The organism is Streptomyces sp. NPDC017936, assembly GCF_044328485.1.
Taxonomy (GTDB): Bacteria; Actinomycetota; Actinomycetes; order Streptomycetales; family Streptomycetaceae; genus Streptomyces.
In genome coordinates this window covers 208,888-227,034 of the sequence record NZ_JBIRHK010000011.1, presented here as the reverse complement: position 1 = coordinate 227,034, position 18,147 = coordinate 208,888, and the positions used below count along the sequence as shown (strand labels likewise).

The 18,147-nt window shown below is 69.6% G+C and carries 16 protein-coding genes; 12 read left to right on the top strand and 4 right to left on the bottom strand.

Going from position 1 to position 18,147, the window contains the following annotated elements; genetic code table 11:
• Both ACH4F6_RS23920 and ACH4F6_RS23915 read right to left on the bottom strand, forming a co-directional pair.
• A partial coding sequence (locus ACH4F6_RS23920) for a tetratricopeptide repeat protein (RefSeq protein ID WP_397962334.1) occupies positions 1-3,240 on the bottom strand: 3,240 nt, incomplete at its 3' end.
• Between the two features lie 22 nt (positions 3,241-3,262).
• Positions 3,263-3,625 carry a trypco2 family protein gene (locus ACH4F6_RS23915; RefSeq protein WP_397962333.1) on the bottom strand — a complete coding sequence of 121 codons (363 nt, stop codon included), beginning with the start codon at positions 3,623-3,625 and terminating at the stop codon, positions 3,263-3,265.
• Positions 3,626-4,018: 393 nt separating this feature from the next.
• On the opposite strand from ACH4F6_RS23915, the gene ACH4F6_RS23910 reads away from it, so the two are divergent.
• Together ACH4F6_RS23910 and ACH4F6_RS23905 are read left to right on the top strand one after the other, a co-directional pair.
• Positions 4,019-4,819: an inositol monophosphatase family protein gene (locus tag ACH4F6_RS23910; protein ID WP_397962332.1), complete on the top strand. Its 801-nt coding sequence runs from the start codon at positions 4,019-4,021 to the stop codon at positions 4,817-4,819.
• 254 nt (positions 4,820-5,073) lie between these two features.
• Complete coding sequence (locus tag ACH4F6_RS23905; protein WP_397962331.1) at positions 5,074-5,535, top strand: carboxymuconolactone decarboxylase family protein; 462 nt, start codon at positions 5,074-5,076, stop codon at positions 5,533-5,535.
• 345 nt (positions 5,536-5,880) lie between these two features.
• On the opposite strand, the gene ACH4F6_RS23900 is transcribed toward ACH4F6_RS23905, so the two are convergent.
• A complete protein-coding gene (locus tag ACH4F6_RS23900) occupies positions 5,881-6,318 on the bottom strand; it encodes a hypothetical protein (RefSeq protein WP_030745488.1) in 438 nt (145 codons plus the stop codon).
• 553 nt (positions 6,319-6,871) lie between these two features.
• Between ACH4F6_RS23900 and hemL the strand changes: the two genes are divergently transcribed.
• The 8 genes from hemL (at position 6,872) to ACH4F6_RS23860 (ending at position 15,259) form a co-directional block, all read left to right on the top strand.
• Positions 6,872-8,191 carry a glutamate-1-semialdehyde 2,1-aminomutase gene (hemL, locus tag ACH4F6_RS23895; RefSeq protein ID WP_397962330.1) on the top strand — a complete coding sequence of 440 codons (1,320 nt, stop codon included), beginning with the start codon at positions 6,872-6,874 and terminating at the stop codon, positions 8,189-8,191.
• Entirely contained in the window at positions 8,188-8,874 is a 687-nt protein-coding gene (locus tag ACH4F6_RS23890) for a histidine phosphatase family protein (protein ID WP_397962329.1), read from the top strand. The genes hemL and ACH4F6_RS23890 overlap by 4 nt, the downstream gene beginning before the upstream one ends.
• A gap of 144 nt (positions 8,875-9,018) precedes the next feature.
• On the top strand, positions 9,019-10,320 hold the full coding sequence (locus ACH4F6_RS23885) for a hypothetical protein (protein ID WP_397962327.1): 1,302 nt from the start codon (positions 9,019-9,021) through the stop codon (positions 10,318-10,320).
• Between the two features lie 133 nt (positions 10,321-10,453).
• Complete coding sequence (locus tag ACH4F6_RS23880) at positions 10,454-11,083, top strand: TlpA family protein disulfide reductase (protein ID WP_397962326.1); 630 nt, start codon at positions 10,454-10,456, stop codon at positions 11,081-11,083.
• 1 nt (position 11,084) lies between these two features.
• Positions 11,085-11,855 carry a cytochrome c biogenesis CcdA family protein gene (locus ACH4F6_RS23875; RefSeq protein WP_397962324.1) on the top strand — a complete coding sequence of 257 codons (771 nt, stop codon included), beginning with the start codon at positions 11,085-11,087 and terminating at the stop codon, positions 11,853-11,855.
• 3 nt (positions 11,856-11,858) lie between these two features.
• Entirely contained in the window at positions 11,859-13,610 is a 1,752-nt protein-coding gene (locus ACH4F6_RS23870) for a cytochrome c biogenesis protein ResB (protein ID WP_397962323.1), read from the top strand.
• Positions 13,607-14,737, top strand: coding sequence for a c-type cytochrome biogenesis protein CcsB (gene ccsB / locus ACH4F6_RS23865; RefSeq protein WP_397962322.1), 1,131 nt, complete (start codon positions 13,607-13,609; stop codon positions 14,735-14,737). The genes ACH4F6_RS23870 and ccsB overlap by 4 nt, the downstream gene beginning before the upstream one ends.
• A 123-nt stretch (positions 14,738-14,860) precedes the next feature.
• Positions 14,861-15,259: an SRPBCC domain-containing protein gene (locus ACH4F6_RS23860; RefSeq protein WP_397962321.1), complete on the top strand. Its 399-nt coding sequence runs from the start codon at positions 14,861-14,863 to the stop codon at positions 15,257-15,259.
• Between the two features lie 43 nt (positions 15,260-15,302).
• Here ACH4F6_RS23860 and ACH4F6_RS23855 read toward each other — a convergent pair whose 3' ends face one another.
• Positions 15,303-15,623, bottom strand: coding sequence for a PLD nuclease N-terminal domain-containing protein (locus tag ACH4F6_RS23855; RefSeq protein WP_397962320.1), 321 nt, complete (start codon positions 15,621-15,623; stop codon positions 15,303-15,305).
• An 89-nt stretch (positions 15,624-15,712) separates the two neighbouring features.
• Between ACH4F6_RS23855 and ACH4F6_RS23850 the strand changes: the two genes are divergently transcribed.
• Positions 15,713-17,164, top strand: coding sequence for a menaquinone biosynthesis decarboxylase (locus ACH4F6_RS23850; RefSeq protein ID WP_397962319.1), 1,452 nt, complete (start codon positions 15,713-15,715; stop codon positions 17,162-17,164).
• Positions 17,161-18,063 carry a menaquinone biosynthesis prenyltransferase MqnP gene (gene mqnP, locus ACH4F6_RS23845; RefSeq protein ID WP_397962318.1) on the top strand — a complete coding sequence of 301 codons (903 nt, stop codon included), beginning with the start codon at positions 17,161-17,163 and terminating at the stop codon, positions 18,061-18,063. Before ACH4F6_RS23850 ends, mqnP begins: the two co-directional genes overlap by 4 nt.
• Positions 18,064-18,147: the final 84 nt, after the last annotated feature.

Here is an 18,147-nt window from a genome sequence, read left to right as displayed (position 1 = left end):
GGGGGGGATGCGTGTGATGCCTTCACGTAGCAGGTCGACGGCTTCGTCCGTCTGGCCGTTTCGGGCCAGCAGTTCGCCGGCTGATTGGTACAGCGAGAAGAGGCTGGATTGTGGGGGGATGCGTGTGATGCCCTCGCGCAGCAGGTCGACGGCTTCGTCCACCTGGCCGTTCCGGGCCAGCACATTGCCCGCCGATTGGTACAGCGAGAAGAGGCTCGATTGTGGGGGGATGCGTGTGATGCCCTCGCGCAGCAGGTCGACGGCTTCGTCCACCTGGCCGTTCCGGGCCAGCACATTGCCCGCCGACTGATACAGCGAAGAGAGGTTGGACTGCGGGGGGATGCGCGCGATGCCCTCGCGCAGCAGGTCGACGGCTTCGTCCACCCGGCCGTTCCGAGCCAATAATTCTCCGGCCGACTGATACAGCGGAGAGAGATTCGACCGTGGGGGGATGCGTGTGATGCCCTCGCGCAGCAGGTCGACGGCTTCGTCCATCTGGCCGTTTCGGGCCAGCAGTTCGCCGGCTGATTGGTACAGCGAGAAGAGGCTCGATTGCGGGGGGATACGTGCGATGCCCTCGCGCAGCAAATCGACGGCTTCGTCCACCCGGCCGTTCCGAGCCAGCAAATCAGCATTCATGTCATACAGAGGAGTCACGCTGGAATGGCTCGAAAAATGTGAAATCCCTTCACTCAGCAGGTCGATTGCCTCGGTCAGCTTACCTGCTCTGTTCAGGTACGCCGCAGCAAGCGGATAAAGTGAAATGACCCTGGTTCCAGGAAGAAGGCGCGCGACTCCCTCGCGCAGCAGGTCGATGGCCGCGGCCAGCCCTTCGTCATTCTTGGCCAGGAATTCCGCAGCCACCATGTACAAGTGTGGCAGCCTGGCGTTCTCGGCAGTGGAAAGAGCCTCCTTGCACAGTGAGGCCGCTTCTTCGAGTCGCCGATTGTCGCGCGCCAGCAGATCCGCCCGGAAAAAGAGAATCTGCCCTACGTTCTGGTTGCTTTCCGCAAGCTTCTTGTGAGCCTCTGTAGCCACCGCAAGGGCTGCCTCAGTGCCGTGGAGTCGGTCGGTGAGGCGAGCTTTCAGCATCCAAGTCGAGAGCGAGGCGTTGGGAGAGCGGACGGCGTGGTCCACCTGTTCCAGAGCATGTGCATGGTCGCCGCCCACGCCTCTGGCCTCAAGCAGCCGTGCGAGATAAAAGTGAAGTCGCCAGGACGGGCTCACCTCGCTCAGTGCTGCACTCAGCAGGGCGATCAGTTCATCTCGCTCTTTCGGGTCCTTTTCCAGTGTGCGCTTGTATCCGTACAGGCGGTCCAGGTGGAGAACATAGGACTTCGCCACGACGGAAAGTTCGTCCGCCTCGCCGGCGGCGTAGAGGTGGTAGCGGGCTTCGAGGAAGTCGGCGCCAGAGCTGACGATACGTTTGGCCTTGAAGTGTCGCGCATGGAACCGCCCAACGACGGTGTGCGCTCGCCTGAGCTCGCTCCCGGAACCCGCCAGCGCCCTGAGGGAGATTTCTCTGGCAATAGGATTTACGGCGAAGTTTTTATTTCTCCGCTCCACCAGGAAGCTCGACGTCAAGCGTTTCTTTGCCGCATCAAATTCTTGCGGGGAGTGCTCCCAGAAAGATTGCCTGAAGGCCTCGTTCGTGAAGGAAACCCGGTGCACCGAAGCCCTGTTGAGCAGTTTCCTCTCGGTCTCGGTGAGGCGCCCGATGCAGCGCTCCAAGAAGGCTCGCTCCAGTTGGGCCGAGAAGTCTCTGCCGACGCTCCTGTCGCGTAGTTCCCAGGGCGCGGGGGCCGCTCCGATCAGATCTTCCAAACTTTCGCTGCGAAGACATGCAGCCAAAAGGGTGATCGCACGTGGGTTCCCTCCCAGCCAGTTGATGACCTCGGAGATTCGGTCGGCGGGCACGTCGTTCTCAGGGATTCCCTGTCGTGTCAACTCCTTGGAGAGCAAGCGGGACCCCTCGGACACGCTCATGCCAGGCAGAGTGAAGGTCTCGCCGTCTTCGATCCAAGGAAAGGTCACCGCTTCGTTGGCGATCAGCAGCAGACGTCCATGGGTTGCTCGAATCTGGCGCCCCACCGAGTTGATCAAACCTTGTACATCGGCTGAGGGTGCTCCGGAGTCGTCCACAAAGCAATGGTGAAAGTTGTCCAGAATCAGTATGGTGCCATCGCTCATGGCATCTGCCAGGTTTTTTTTAGGGTTCGTCCCGAGCGTGACCCCGGGCTTCCCTGCCGCCGCAAAGGCATCGCCGATCAGGATGATCAGCTGCTCGAGCGAGCTGATCCCTTCGGGGATTTCTACATCCAGAACTTTGCGCCGTGGATGCAGGGACTTGATATCAAGAGCGACTCTGGTCTTTCCGCTCCCGGAGAATCCCTGAAGTACGGCGATGGACGGACCGGATTCCACCCAATTCTTCGTCACCCTCTTGATGACCTGAGCGCGCGAGGCCTCTTTCTCCGTACCCGTCCGATTCCCAGGTTCTCCGCTTCCACCCTGTTCTTCGACCTTGGCGCCAGATTCATCCGAACGCGGGAGAAGAGAGAGCGAACCAGGATCGCTCACGCCCAGCGTCGACCACATCAAGCCCCGGGTCGCGGGGGCGAGGATGTCGATGGCATCGATCGGCGTCACCGTCAAGGAGCCCGTGCCTTCGGAGATGTTGTGGCTGCGCAGCACTCCGATCACCAGTCCCTCGCTCACCACTGCTGCCCCCGACATCCCACCCCACGGGCTGCCGGACGCGTAGAGGCTGCCTTGTGGCGGAGGAGGGAGAGGAATGTCGTGACCTGGTAGCTTGAGCGACAGCAAGCCGACCGGCTGTGCCTCCTGGGTGCTGACGACGAGGCCCTCGGCCGTGGGGATCCGGCCGTCGAGCTGGACCAGGATCCGACTTTTAGGGGAGCGCTTCCAACGCGGAAACCCGAGAGCCTGGCAGCCGTCGATGGCCCCCGCGATCCCCCGGTTGACGCGGGCGAAACCCAAGGGCGGCATGGACCCGAGGCCGGGCACGAGAAGCACGGCCAAGTCCACATCGCTACTGAACGAGCGGACCACCACCTGGGCCGGGAATTCCCGGCCTCCGTGCACTACCCGCACATTTCTGCCGGTGACACAGTGGTCGGCGGTGAGTACGTGCTCCCCGCCGACTCTTAGTCCCGACCCCGCCTGCGTTCCGCCGTCGACGTCGTGCCGGAGCAGAACCACCCGGTCCGTTTCGAGCATGGCGAACTGTTCCCCGCTTGATCTACTCGAAGTCGTTCAAGGTCTGCTCGTCAACCGATGGGACACGGGGAAGTTCCTCGTCCGAGATGAGGAACTCGGTCTCCTCCCCAGCAGGGGTCAGGCCGACAGGATCGAGCACCAGCTTGATCGTCTGGGTGACGACCGTCTCCCGCGTCTTCTCCCCGCCGGCGTTGACCACCCACCATTTCACTCCGGCCGATCCCTTGTTCCCGGCAGTGACGGCAACCTGAAGCGTGAGTTCCACCGGAGCCGGCTTGAACCGCAGCGGCCGAACGCCACCACCTCCCCACGCCCTGAGGAGGTCGGAGCGCAGCGCGTCGATGGCCTCTGCCAGGCTCACCATTCCCTCTGCGGACTCAGCCACGTTGCTCTCCTCCGGGTGTCTGTCGCATCCAAGTCGCGACGGGGAGTCATACCGCCCTCAGACTAAGGGGGTTGTCGGTCTGTGGTCCCCGTTATGTTCTTCGCGGTCTTGCAAGAGGGCCACTGGACTCCGGGCCCGGCATGACCGTCACCCCCCGTCGATCGGACGACTCGGGGGTGTCACCGGGGCCGTGAGGCGCCGTGGGAGGCACAGAGGTCCGACCACCGTCTGGCTTGGTGCACCACTGAGGAGGACACACCTCTCAACCGACGATCGCGGACTGTGCGTGGACGGCAGCAGCCGTTTTCCCCGCAAGGAACGTCGTGACCTGATCAGGCAGAGGCTGGAGAAACGCCCTCCGGAGCCGTGCGCCGCCTCGGTAGTGTGCACGGCGTGATCACCTCATACGCGAGCTCCGATGACGCTGCGGTCGCGGTAGCCGGGGCGCGGGCCGGCGCGGACGTGGTCCGCACCCTGTACGGCCGGCGGCTCGACCGCATCGACAAGGGCGCCGGGGACTTCGCCACCGCGGCCGACGTGGCGGCCGAGAAGGCGATCCTCGACGTCATCCGTGCCGCACGGCCGGATGACGCGGTGCTCGGCGAGGAAAGCGGGCAGCAGGGCGCCGCCGACGCTGTGCGCCGGTGGTTGGTGGATCCCCTGTGCGGCACGCTGAACTACGCCGTCGGCACCATGCTGGTGGCCGTCAACGTGGCGCTGCGCGACGGGGCGGCGGCGGTGGCCGACCCGTTCAGCGGCGAGGTGTTCTTCACCGACGGGGAGACCGCCTGGGTGCGGCGGGACGGGGCCGACGACGCGCTGCTGACGCCCACGCCCGCTACCCGACTGGTGGACGTCAACCTGGATCCGCCGTTCCCGAGCGCACCCGGATTCCGGGCCGTGGATCTGCTGGCCCACCCCGAGTTCGCCGGACGCTTCCGGCCGCGCGTCGTCTCCACGACGCTGGCGCTGGCCTGGGTCGCCGCCGGCAAGCGCGCCGCGTACGTCACCGATGGCGGCGACCTCTCCGGGAGCGTGCACTTCGCGGCCGGCATCGCCTTGTGCCGGGCCGCCGGCTGCGTCGTCACCGGGATCGACGGCGCCCCGACAGGCGAGGCGGGCCGAGGGCTCGTGGTCGCCGCCGACGACGAGACCCACGGGCTGCTGATGTCGATGACGCGCAGCCGAAGCTAGTGCTGCGACCGCATGGGTTTCGCCGAGCCGGGTCGGGCGGCGGGACCGTCCCGGCTTCTCGGTGCGTTCGAGCCGGTCCGTGGGCGGCGGGGTACGGGGTGTTCCAGCCGTCGCCGCGGCCGGCGAGATGACCGCCGTCCGCCGGTGACGTTTCCCCGCCGCGATCCGTCAGGGAGGTGACAACGGCATGAGGTCCCGAGGAGGCGACGCGGGAAACGCGTTCGATCACGGCTGAGGTCCCGATGGTCCCCCGGATGTCCGAGGACCCCGCGGAGCTCGTTCCCGAGCCGGCGGAGGTGTCGGCGGCGCTGTTCGGGGTCACGGGCAACGGTTCGGTGCCGCGCTCCACGATCAGCCTGGTCCAGCTGCGCGCCGGCCAGATCGTCGGCAGCACCTGCCTGACCGTTCCGCACGCGGGCCTCCGGCGCAAGGCCGGGGAGCCGGAGGAGCGGATCACCTCGGTGGCGTCGTGGCGGGACGCGCCGTACTTCACCGGTGCCGAACGCGCCGCCCTGGCCCTGGTGGAAGCCGTGCTCCGGCCGTCCGCGGACGGCGAGAGGGTCTCCGACGAGCCGTACGCCCAGGCCGCCGGACACGACGAGCCCAAGGCGCTCGCCACCGTGATGTCCGCGATCGGCCAGGTCAACCTCTTCATCCCCGTGGCGCTCATCGCCAAGCCGGTGCCCGGCCGGTCCTTCACCGAGCCGTGGAACTGAGGCGGCCCGGGCGGGGCGCCCGGACCGAACGCCGGCCGAAGGGCGCCTTCGGGACGACTGCCGCCCCCGGGCACCGGCCGCACCGGTTCAGCGGCCGGGGCGCGGAGCGCCGGGACGGGTGCCGGACGGTCCCCACGGGGGGGCTGACCGGAGCAGCCCGCTGAGGACGGTGGGAGGGCGTCAGGTTCGGTTGTCCGCGGCGGCCGAGCCGCTGACGGCGGGCAGCAGGGGCGACCACCCCGAGCCGACGCCACCGGCGTGATCCCTCCGCGCGAGCGCGGGGCGAGGTACCTCCAGGCGGCGCCGGACGACGGCCCGCACGCGTGCCTCCACCGAAACCCGGGCTCAGGGCCACACCAGGCAGTACGCCTGGTGCCCCGCCTCGTGCAGCCGGTGCGAGAAGTCCTGCCACTCGTGCAGCAGCTGGTACACGTTGAACGCGTCCCGGGGGCCGCCGCGGTCCGGGACCGTCGACCAGATGAACGCCGCCGCGCCCACCGCCTCCTCGCCGATGTCGCGGAGCGGGTCGACCACCGTCATGGGGAGCTTCACGACCGCGTAGTCGGGGTGCAGGACCACCAGTTCCAGGGGCGGCACCTTGTGCAGCGGGACGCCCTCGATGCCGGTGAGGACCATCGCCGCCATCGTCTCCGGCTTGATCTTGGTGAACATGCCGTTCATGCCGAGCTCGTCGCCGCCGAGTTCCTCGGGGCGCATCGAGATCGGGACGCGGGCCGCGGTCGCGCCGTCGGGCGCACCGAAGTACTTGTACGTCACCCCCACCCGACCACCATTCCTGCTTCCCTCCCGCGGACGGTCCGTCCGGTGGCCGATCCGGTGATCGGCTCCCCGGTCGAACCGCTCGGGTTCACTCGGTGCACCTTGTGCCTGACGTGCTTCGTTACTCTGCGCAGCTGCCTCCGCGTCGCGTCGGTGCCTTCCCCGCCGGGCACGTCGAGGACCCAGGTCGTCAGTCCCCTCGCCCAGTCCGCCACCGCGATGCATATCTCCACCCGACTGCTTTTCTAGGACGCGTGGCCCCCGCCGCGCAACCCGATCATCGTGTCAGTGACCTCCCCCACGGCCGCCCGCCGAAACGTGCGTCGAAACACCTGTCCGCAGGATCTCCGCAGCCCCCGACCCATCGTCGGTGCGAGCTGCGTCCATGGGGCCAGTTTCGCAGATGGCGGACGGACGGGGAGTGGTTGCCCGGTCAGGAGGGCGCGGCGCGGGCCCGGCGACGGCCCCGCTGCCGTTGACCGGCCCTGGCCTACCCTGAGGATGTCACTGGCACCGGAGTCCCAGAAGTCGGAGAAGGTCGGAGTAGCCGCAGGTCATGAGCGAAATGCCCTATTCATACGATGCGCCTGTCTCGCAGGCACTGTTCGACCGTGCGGCCGCCGTCACGCCGGGCGGCGTGAACTCCCCGGTGCGCGCCTTCCGCGCCGTGGGCGGTACGCCCCGGTTCATGGTGTCCGGCAGCGGTCCGTACCTGACGGACGCCGACGGGCGGGAGTACGTCGACCTGGTCTGCTCCTGGGGGCCCATGATCCTCGGGCACGCGCACCCCGAGGTCATCGCCGCCGTCCAGGAGGCGGTGGCCCGCGGCACCTCCTTCGGCACGCCCGGTGAGGGCGAGGTCGCGCTCGCCGAGGAGATGGTGAACCGGATCGAGCCCCTGGAGCAGGTGCGGCTCGTGTCCAGCGGGACCGAGGCCACCATGTCCGCCATCCGGCTCGCCCGCGGGTTCACCCGGCGCACCAAGGTGATCAAGTTCGCCGGGTGCTACCACGGGCACGTCGACTCGCTCCTCGCGTCGGCGGGCAGCGGGGTGGCCACGTTCGCCCTCCCGGACACCCCGGGTGTCACCGGCGCCCAGGCCGGCGACACCATCGTCCTGCCGTACAACGACCTGGAGGCCGTGCAGGAGGCCTTCCACCGGCACCCCGGCGAGATCGCCTGCGTGATCACCGAGGCCTCGCCCGGCAACATGGGCGTCGTGCCGCCGCTCCCCGGCTTCAACCAGGGGCTCAAGGACGCCTGCGCCACCAACGGCGCCCTCTACATCTCCGACGAGGTCATGACCGGCTTCCGTACCAGCCGCGCCGGCTGGTACGGCGTCGACGGGGTCAAGCCCGACCTGATGACCTTCGGGAAGGTCATGGGCGGCGGCTTCCCCGCCGCCGCCTTCGGCGGGCGCGCCGACGTGATGGCGCACCTCGCGCCCGCCGGGCCCGTCTACCAGGCCGGCACCCTCTCCGGGAACCCGGTCGCCACCGCCGCCGGCCTCGCCCAGCTCCGCCTCCTCGACGACGCCGCCTACGCCAAGGTCGACGCCGCGTCGGAGCAGATCCGGGCGCTGGTGACGCAGGCGCTGTCCAAGGAGGGCGTCGCGCACACCCTGCAGAACGCCTCCAACATGTTCTCCGTCTTCTTCACGGACCGTGCCGTGCGCACCTACGAGGACGCCAAGGCGCAGGAGTCCTTCCGCTTCACCGCGTTCTTCCACTCGCTGCTGGCGAACGGCGTCTACCTGCCGCCGTCGTCGTTCGAGTCCTGGTTCGTGTCCACGGCCCACGACGAGCGGGCCATCCAGAAGATCGCCGACGCCCTCCCGGCGGCGGCCCGAGCGGCGGCGGAGGCCACGGCGGCATGAGCGGCAGCGACAAGGACATCACCGTCGTCCACCTCATGCGGCACGGCGAGGTGGCCAACCCGGACGGCATCCTCTACGGCCGGCTCGCCGGCTACCACCTCTCCGAGCTCGGCCGGCGGATGGCCGAGCGGGTCGCCGAGCACCTCGCCTCCCGGGACGTCACCCACGTCTGCGCCTCCCCGCTGGAGCGCGCCCAGGAGACGGCCACCCCGATCGCCAAGGCGCACGGCCTGGACCTCGCCACCGACGCGCGGCTGATCGAGGCCGACAACGTCTTCCAGGGCAAGACCTTCGGCGTCGGCGACGGCGCGCTGCGGCGGCCCGAGAACTGGCGGCACCTCGTCAACCCGTTCAAGCCGTCCTGGGGCGAGCCGTACGTCGACCAGGTCGTGCGCATGATGGGCGCGCTGAACTCCGCCAAGGACCAGGCGCGGGGGCACGAGGCCGTGCTCGTCAGCCACCAGCTGCCGATCTGGACCGTGCGGTCGTACGTCGAGCGGCGGCGGCTGTGGCACGACCCGCGCCGGCGGCAGTGCACGCTCGCCTCCCTGACGACGTTCACGTACCGGGGCGACACGATCGTCTCCGTCGGCTACACCGAGCCGGCCATCGACCTGGTCCCGGCCCACCTGCGCGCCGGCGCCAAGCCGGTGCAGGGGAAGGGCAAGGCCTTCGGGGCCTGAGCCCTCCGGGGGCGGGGCGTGCGGGCCCGTGAAGTGGCCTGTTCCTTGCTCCCGTTACGGAAAACGAACACAGTGGCGGAACCTCCCCGTTCGCCGCGTGCTCTGAGTGGGTGACACCACAGCACGCGACGAACGGGGACTGCCATGCGCACTCTCACCCGAAGGGGAGCACTCGGACTCGGGGCCGGAGCAGCGGCCGCCGCCGGACTCGCGGGATGCGCCGACTCCTCCTCGGACGGGTCCCGGAAGACGCCGGGCTCCGGGAAGAACCGTTCCGCCAGTCCTCAGAGCTCGCCCACCGCCACCGCCCGCCCCCTCGGCGACGGATCCACCGCCTTCACCGGCAAGCAGCCCCACCAGCCGGCCGCGCCGCAGCCGCTGGAACCCGGCCAGGAGCCGCCGCAGTTCGTCGTCTTCTCCTGGGACGGCGCCGGCGAGGTCGGCAACGGGCTCTTCCCGCGCTTCCTGGACCTCGCCAAGGAGCACGGCGCGGCCATGACCTTCTTCCTCTCCGGGTTGTACCTCCTGCCCGAGTCGAAGAAGCGCCTCTACGACCCGCCCAACAACCCCCGCGGCGCCTCCGACATCGGCTACCTCTCCGACGCGCACATCAAGGAGACCCTCAAGGGCCTGCACCGCGCCTGGCTCGAGGGCCACGAGATCGGCACCCACTTCAACGGGCACTTCTGCGGTGACGGCCACGGCTCGGTCGCCCACTGGACCCCGAAGCAGTGGCGCAGCGAGATAGACCAGGCCAAGTCGTTCGTGCAGCGGTGGCGGACCAACACCGGGTGGACCGACCTGCCCGCGCTCCCCTTCGACTACGACAAGGAACTCGTCGGCGGCCGCACCCCCTGCCTCCTCGGCCAGGACAAGCTGCTGCCCACCGCCCGCGCCCTCGGCTGGCGCTACGACGCCTCCTCGCCCGGCGGCCGGCAGGTCTGGCCGGACAAGAAGCAGGGCCTGTGGGACCTGCCGCTGCAGCAGATACCGTTCCCCGGGCGTTCCTTCGAGGTCCTCTCGATGGACTACAACATGCTGGCCAACCAGTCCCTCAACTCGACCAACGCCCCCCGCCACAACCACCCGCGCTGGCGCGAGCAGTCCGCCCAGGCGTACATCCAGGGCTTCCGGCGGGCGTACGAGACGAACCGGGCGCCCCTCTTCATCGGCAACCACTTCGAGCAGTGGAACGGCGGCATCTACATGGACGCCGTCGAAGAGGCGATCAAGCACATCGCGCGCGAGAAGGAGAAGGGCGGGGACGTGCGGATGGTGTCCTTCCGGCAGTTCGTGGACTGGATCGACGTGCAGAAGCCGGAGGTCCTCGCCGGGCTGCGGACGCTCGAGGTCGGGCAGCGGCCGGCCGGCGGGTGGAAGGAGTTCCTGAAGGACACCGCCGCGAGCTCCCCGGGCGCGTCGGCGACCTCCTCCGCGGGCGCCTAGAGACCCCGGCCACGGGCTCCCCGCCCTCCGGGGCGACCCGCGCCGCGGGCTCCCGTCCGTCGCCTGAAATGCGGGTTTCCACCCGCAAGGGGGGTGCGCAAGATCCCCAGAACGGGCATGCGAAACTTTTCACATGAGTGCCGCCAGCCGCGCCCCCCTGCGCCCGACCGCCTGGACCCGCTCGCGCCGCGCCGCCCTCGCGGCCGCCGGCGCCGCCGTCGCGGCGCTGCTCGCGTCCGCCTGCACCTCCGGGGGCGTCTCCGGCGGAGGCGGTGACACCAAGTTCGTCATGGGCGCGGACGGCATCTCCACCGTCGCGAAGGGGAAGCGCGACGCGGCCCCCGACCTGTCCGGCAAGACCATCGACGGCAAGCAGCTCGCCGTCTCCTCCTACAAGGGCAAGGTCGTCGTCCTCAACGTGTGGGGCTCCTGGTGCGCCCCGTGCCGCGCCGAGGCCCCCAACTTCCAGAAGGTCTCCACGGACCTCGAGGACAAGGGCGTGCAGTTCGTCGGCATCAACGTCGCCGACCCCCAGACCAAGAGCGCGCTCGCCTTCGAGGAGCAGTACGGCGTCACCTACCCCAGCCTGTACGACCCGAGCAGCAAGCTGATGCTCCGCTTCGAGAAGGGCACCCTCAACCCGCAGGCGATCCCCTCCACGCTGGTCCTCGACCGGGAGGGCAGGATCGCCGCCCGCTCCCTGGCCGCGCTCAGCGAGGAGAAGCTGCGCTCCATGATCGACCCGGTCCTCGCGGAGAAGTGACGTGAGCGCCCTCACCACGCTCGCCGCGGACGGCTACAACGGCACGGTGCTCAACGGCGCCCTGCTGGTCGCCCTGCCGGTCGCGCTGCTCGGCGGACTCGTCTCCTTCTTCTCCCCGTGCGTCCTGCCGCTGGTCCCCGGCTACCTCTCCTACGTGACCGGCGTCACCGGCACCGACCTGGCCGAGGCCCGGCGCGGCCGGATGGTCGCCGGCGCCTCGCTGTTCGTGGCCGGCTTCACCGCCGTGTTCGTCTCCAGCGGGGCCCTGTTCGGCTACTTCGGGGCGACGCTCCAGGAACAGCAGGGCGTCCTGTCCAAGGTGCTGGGCGTGGTCATGGTCCTCATGGGCGTGTTCTTCATGGGCCTGATGCCCTGGATGACCGCGCGGGAGTTCCGCTTCCACAAGCGGCCGGTGACCGGGCTGGTCGGCGCCCCCCTGCTCGGCGCGCTGTTCGGCATCGGCTGGACGCCCTGCATCGGCCCGACCCTCGCCTCGGTGCTCGCCCTGTCCTCGCAGCAGTCGAGCGCGGGCCGCGGCGCCCTCCTGACCGTCGCCTACTGCCTCGGCCTGGGCGTGCCCTTCGTGCTCGCCGCGGTCGCCTTCCGCAAGGCGCTCGGCGCCTTCGGCTGGGTCAAGCGCCACTATGTCTGGGTGATGCGGATCGGCGGCACGATGATGATCGTGACCGGTCTGCTGCTGCTGACCGGCGTCTGGGACAGCCTCGTACAGGACATGCAGTCCTGGTCCGCCGGATTCACTGTGGGGATCTGATCCATGAGCAAGACCACTACGACGGGCGGGCCCGACGTGCCGGCCGGTGACACCGCCCCGGCCTCCGCCGGCGAGGACCAGGACCTGGGCGCGGCCGGCTCCCAGCTGTCCACCGCGCCCGCGGAGTCCGCCCCCCACCTGCCCGCCCTCGGCGTCGTCGGCTGGACCCGGTGGTTCTGGCGGCAGCTGACCTCCATGCGGGTCGCCCTGCTGCTCCTGCTGCTGCTGGCGCTCGGCGCGATCCCCGGCTCGCTGATCCCGCAGACCGGCCAGGACGCCACCAAGGTCGCCGACTTCGAGAAGAACCACCCCACCCTCGCGCCGATCTACGACAAGCTCGGCCTCTTCCACGTCTACGGCTCGGTGTGGTTCTCCGCGATCTACATCCTGCTGTTCGTCTCCCTCATCGGCTGCATCGTGCCGCGCACCTGGCAGTTCGTGGGCCAGCTGCGCGGCCGCCCGCCGGGCGCGCCCAAGCGGCTGACCCGGCTGCCCGCGTACACGTCGTGGCGCACCGAGGCCGAGCCGGAGCAGGTGCGCGAGGCCGCGCTCGCCCTGTTGCGGAAGCGCCGCTTCCGCGCGCACGTGGCCGGTGACGCGGTCGCCGCCGAGAAGGGCTATCTGCGCGAGGTCGGCAACCTCGCCTTCCACATCGCCCTCATCGTGATGCTGGTCGCCTTCGCCTGGGGCCAGTTGTTCAAGTCCGAGGGCAACAAGCTGCTCGTCGAGGGCAACGGCTTCTCCAACACCCTGATCGCCTACGACGACTTCAAGTCCGGCAACCTCTTCACGACCGACGACCTGACGCCGTTCAGCTTCACCCTGAAGGACTTCACCGGCACCTACGAGGTGTCCGGCCCCAACAAGGGCACCCCGCGCACCTACCAGGCCGCCCTCACCTACAGCGAGGGCGCCTACGGCAAGGACCGCAGGACCGTCGTGAAGGTCAACCACCCGCTGGAGATCGGCGACTCCAAGGTCTACCTCACCGCCCACGGCTACGCGCCCGTCGTCACCGTCCGGGACGGCAAGGGCAAGGTCGTGTTCCACGACGCGGTCCCGCTGCTGCCGCTCGACTCCAACGTCAGCTCCTCCGGCGTGATCAAGGTCCTCGACGGCTACAGGAACGCCGAGGGCGTCACCGAGCAGCTCGGCTTCCAGGCCTTCTTCCTGCCGAGCTACGCGGAGGGCAACGAGGTCGCCTCCGCCTTCCCGGCGCTGCTGAACCCGGTGCTCAACCTGGAGCCGTACCACGGCGACCTCGGCGTGAACTCGGGCATCCCGCAGAGCGTGTACCAGCTCGACAAGTCCCACATGAAGGGCTTCGAGGACGCCAAGGGCCTCCAGGTGCGGGACAACCTCAAGCCCGGCGAGACCATGAAGCTCCCCGACGGGGCCGGCTCGATCACCTACGAGGGCACCAAGGAGTGGGCGAACTTCCAGGTCACCCAGCAGCCCGGCAGCGGCTGGGCGCTGGGCGGCGCGGTCGCCGCGATCTTCGGTCTCGCCGGCTCGCTGTTCATCCAGCGCCGCCGGGTGTGGGTGCGCGCGGTCGAGGGGCCCGACGGCGTCACGGTCGTCGAGATGGCCGGCCTCGGCCGCAGCGAGTCCGCCAAGGTGCCCGAGGAACTCGGCGACCTCGCCGGTCTCCTGTACGACCTGGCCCCCGGGGCGCCCGCCCCCGACACCGACGCCTCCCACGACGACACCACCCCCGACCCTGAAGTCGTACCTGCCGAAGGGGCTGAGCAGTGACTCCCGCCGCCGCAACCGAGTTGGCCGCCGCGACCAACGAGAACCTCGCGAACATCAGCAACACGCTGATCTACTCCGCGATGGCCGTCTACACGCTGGCCTTCTTCGCGTACATCGCCGAATGGCTCTTCGGCAGCCGCAGCAAGGTCGGCCGCACCGCCGCCGCGCTCACCGCCACCCGGCAGGCCGGGGCCACGGGGCCGGCCGTCACCGTGAAGAAGGCCGGCGGCACCGCCGTGCTGGAGCGGCCGAACGTCGTCGTGCGGGCCGCGGCCGGCGCGCGGGACGTGCCCGACGGGCCGGGCGCGCACGGCGGGGACGAGCAGGGCGACCTCTACGGGCGCATCGCCGTCTCCCTCACCGTGCTCGCCTTCCTGATCGAGTTCGGCGGGGTGCTCGCCCGCGCGCTCTCCGTGGAGCGGGCGCCGTGGGGCAACATGTACGAGTTCAACATCACCTTCTCCACGGTGGCCGTCGGCGTGTACCTCGGGCTGCTGGCGCTGAGGAAGAACGTGCGCTGGCTCGGCCTGTTCCTGACCACCACGGTCCTCCTCGACCTCGGTCTCGCCGTCACCGTCCTGTACACCGCCAGCGACCAGCTGGTGCCCGCCCTGCACTCGTACTGGCTGTACATCCACGTCTCCACCGCGATCTTCTGCGGCGCGGTGTTCTACGTCGGCGCGGTCTCCACGATCCTGTACCTGTTCAAGGACTCCTACGAGAACAAGCTGGCGGGCGGCGGCAAGCCCGGCAGGTTCGCCAACTCGGTCCTGGACCGGCTGCCCGCCGCGGCCTCCCTCGACAAGTTCTCCTACCGCGTCAACGCGGCCGTCTTCCCGCTGTGGACGTTCACGATCATCGCGGGCGCGATCTGGGCGGGCGACGCGTGGGGCCGCTACTGGGGCTGGGACCCCAAGGAGACCTGGTCCTTCATCACCTGGGTCGCCTACGCCTGCTACCTGCACGCCCGCGCCACGGCCGGCTGGAAGGGCCGCAAGGCCGCCTACCTGGCCCTGATCGCCTTCGGCTGCTGGCTGTTCAACTACTACGGCGTCAACATCTTCGTCTCCGGCAAGCACTCGTACGCCGACGTGGGCCTCGGCGCGCTCCGGTCCGTCGGCTTCTGACGACCCGTACGGCGAAGGCCGGTTCCCCGTGACCCGGGTCACGGGGAACCGGCCTTCGCCGTACCGGGGCGCGGGCGCCTCCGACCGCGTGCACGACGTGTTCCCAAGGGTCAGGCTGGTGTCATGACCGGTTCCATAGAACAGGGCACCAGCCAGACCCACGGGAACACGCACATCCTGCACTTCCTGGTGCGGCTCCCACGGCCCGCGGAGACGGTCTGGCCGGCGTTCTCGACGCCCGAGGGGCTCGGGTCCTGGTGGACGGACGTCGACGTGCTCGAGCCCCGGCTCGGCGGCACGGTCGCGCTGCGGGGCCTGGGCGCGGGGCGGGTCACCGCGTGGGACGTGGACCGGGTCGCCGAGTACACGCTGGAGGACGGCGGCCGGATCCGCTTCCACCTGGAGCGGGACGGCGAGGGGTCCGCACTGCGGTTCACCCACGAGTTCCGGGGCGAGGGGGAGTCGGAGCAGGGCTGGAGAGACCGTTTCGAACGCCTGATCGAGCACCTGGGGTGCTCCTAGTACGGCGGCGGCCTTCCGGAAGGCCGCCGCCCTCGGCGCCGTGTCAGGGCTCGTCCCGCTTCTGGTCGTCGTCCCCCTTCTTGTCCTCGTCGAGGGACTTCAGGAAGTCGGGGTTGTCGTCCGGCGCGACCCACTGTCGGGGCCGGCCGCCGCCGCGGACGCCGGACCAGCCGTCGGCGGCCGGGCTGCGCCGCTTGCCCGCGATCAGCCAGGAGATCGAACCGACCAGGGGGAACAGCAGCACGAGGATCGCCCACAGCGGCTTCGGCATGTGACGGATCTCGTCGTCCTTCGTGCTGATGCAGTCGATGAACGCGTACACGCTCAGCGCCAGCGGCACGAGGAACATCAGCACCCGCAGCATGGGGTCTCTCCAGCGAAGTGGTCGTCGGGGCCGCCGGCAGGGGCCCCCAGGTACTGGGCCAGGGTAGCCGCTCGGGGATACTGGACCCCATGGCTTACGACGATCTTCGTTCCCTGCTCAGGGCACTGGAGCGCGAAGGCGACCTCAAGCGCGTCAAGGCGGAGGTCGATCCGTACCTGGAGGTCGGGGAGATCGTCGACCGGGTCCAGAAATCCGGCGGTCCCGCGCTGCTCTTCGAGAACGTGAAGGGCTCCGCGATGCCCCTCGCGATGAACGTCTTCGGCACCGACCGCCGCCTGCTGAAGGCGCTCGGGCTGACGTCGTACGCGGAGATCACCGAGAAGATCGGCGGGCTGCTGCGGCCCGAGCTGCCGCACGGCTTCGTCGGCGTCCGGGAGGCCTTCGGCAAGCTGGGCGCGATGACGCACGTCCCGCCGAAGAAGGTGAAGGACGCGCCCGTGCAGGAGGTCGTGCTGCACGGCGACGACGTGGACCTCGAGCAGCTGCCCGCCCTCTTCACCTGGCCCCAGGACGGCGGCTCCTTCTTCAACCTGGGCCTGACCCACACCAAGGACCCGGAGAGCGGGATCCGCAACCTCGGCCTGTACCGCCTCCAGCGCCACGACCGGCGCACGATCGGCATGCACTGGCAGATCCACAAGGACAGCCGCAACCACTACCAGGTGGCGGCGCGGCGCGGCGAGCGCCTGCCGGTGGCGATCGCCTTCGGCTGCCCGCCCGCCGTGACGTACGCCTCCACCGCACCGCTCCCCGGCGACATCGACGAGTACCTGTTCGCCGGGTTCCTCGCCGGCAAGCGGATCGAGATGGTCGACTGCAAGACGGTGCCGCTCCAGGTGCCGGCGCAGGCGGAGGTCGTGCTGGAGGGCTGGCTGGAGCCGGGGAAGATGCTCCCGGAGGGCCCCTTCGGCGACCACACCGGCTTCTACACCCCGCAGGAGCCGTTCCCCGCGCTGACGATCGACTGCGTGACCATGCGCAAGCGGCCGCTGCTCCAGTCGATCGTCGTCGGCCGCCCGCCCACGGAGGACGGCCCCCTGGGCCGCGCGACGGAGCGCTTCTTCCTGCCCCTGCTGAAGATCATCGTCCCGGACATCGTGGACTACCACCTCCCCGAGGCCGGCGGCTTCCACAACTGCGCGATCGTCTCGATCGACAAGAAGTACCCCAAGCACGCGCAGAAGGTCATGCACGCGATCTGGGGCGCCCACATGATGTCCCTGACCAAGCTGATCGTGGTCGTCGACTCCGACTGCGACGTCCACGACCTCCACGAGGTCGCCTGGCGCGCCCTCGGCAACACCGACTACGCCCGCGACCTGACGGTCGTCGAAGGCCCGGTCGACCATCTCGACCACGCCTCCTACCAGCAGTTCTGGGGCGGCAAGGCGGGCATCGACGCGACGAGGAAGTGGCCCGAGGAGGGGTACACGCGCGACGGTGGCTGGCCGGACATGGTGCTGTCCGACCCGCAGACGGCGGCGAAGGTCGACCGCCGGTGGAAGGAGTACGGCCTGTGAGTTCGGCATCCGCGGCGATCCCCCGGCCGGGACGCACCAAGGCCTTCCTGCGGCTGGTGATGATCGAGCACTCGGTCTTCGCCCTGCCCTTCGCCTACATCGCCTCCCTCACGGCGATGTTCCAGCTTGACAGGAACGTCCACTGGGGGCGGCTGCTCCTGGTCACCGTCTGCATGGTCGGCCTGCGCACCTTCGCGATGGCGGTCAACCGGATCATCGACCGCGAGATCGACGCGCGGAACCCGCGCACCGCCCACCGCGAGCTGGTGACGGGCGCGATGTCGGTGAAGCACGCCTGGACCGGCGCCCTGATCGCCCTGGTGGTCTTCCTGGGCGCGGCGGCCCTGCTGAACCCGCTCTGCCTGGCGCTCGCCCCCGTCGCCGTCGTCCCGATGGTCGTCTACCCGTACGGCAAGCGCTTCACGAACTTCCCCCAGGCCATCCTGGGCCTGGCCCAGGCGATGGGCCCGGTCGGCGGCTGGCTGGCGATCACCGGCGAGTGGTCCTGGGACGCGGTGATCCTGGGCCTGGCCGTCGGCGTCTGGATCGGCGGCTTCGACCTCATCTACGCCTGCCAGGACGTCGAGACCGACCGCGAGATAGGCGTCAGGTCGGTCCCGGCCCGCTTCGGCGTCCCGGCGGCCGTCCGGTCGTCGCGGGCCTGCCACACGCTGACGACGGCCCTGTTCGTCTGGTACGCCCTGGCCACCGACGCGGGCGCGTTCTTCTGGCTGGGCCTGCTGGTCGTCGCCGGCGCGTTCGTCTACGAGCACACCATCGTCCGCCCGCACGACCTGTCCCGCGTGAACAGGGCGTTCTTCTCCGTCAACGGCTTCATCGGCATCGCCCTGTTCGTGTGCGCGCTGCTGGACCTCGCGGTCCGGGGCCTGACCGTCTGAGGACGATCCGGCCCGGGGACGCGGTCCGGCACGGGCCCGGCCCGCACGGCGGTGCGCCGCCGGGCGGGCCGACGGCCCCCACGG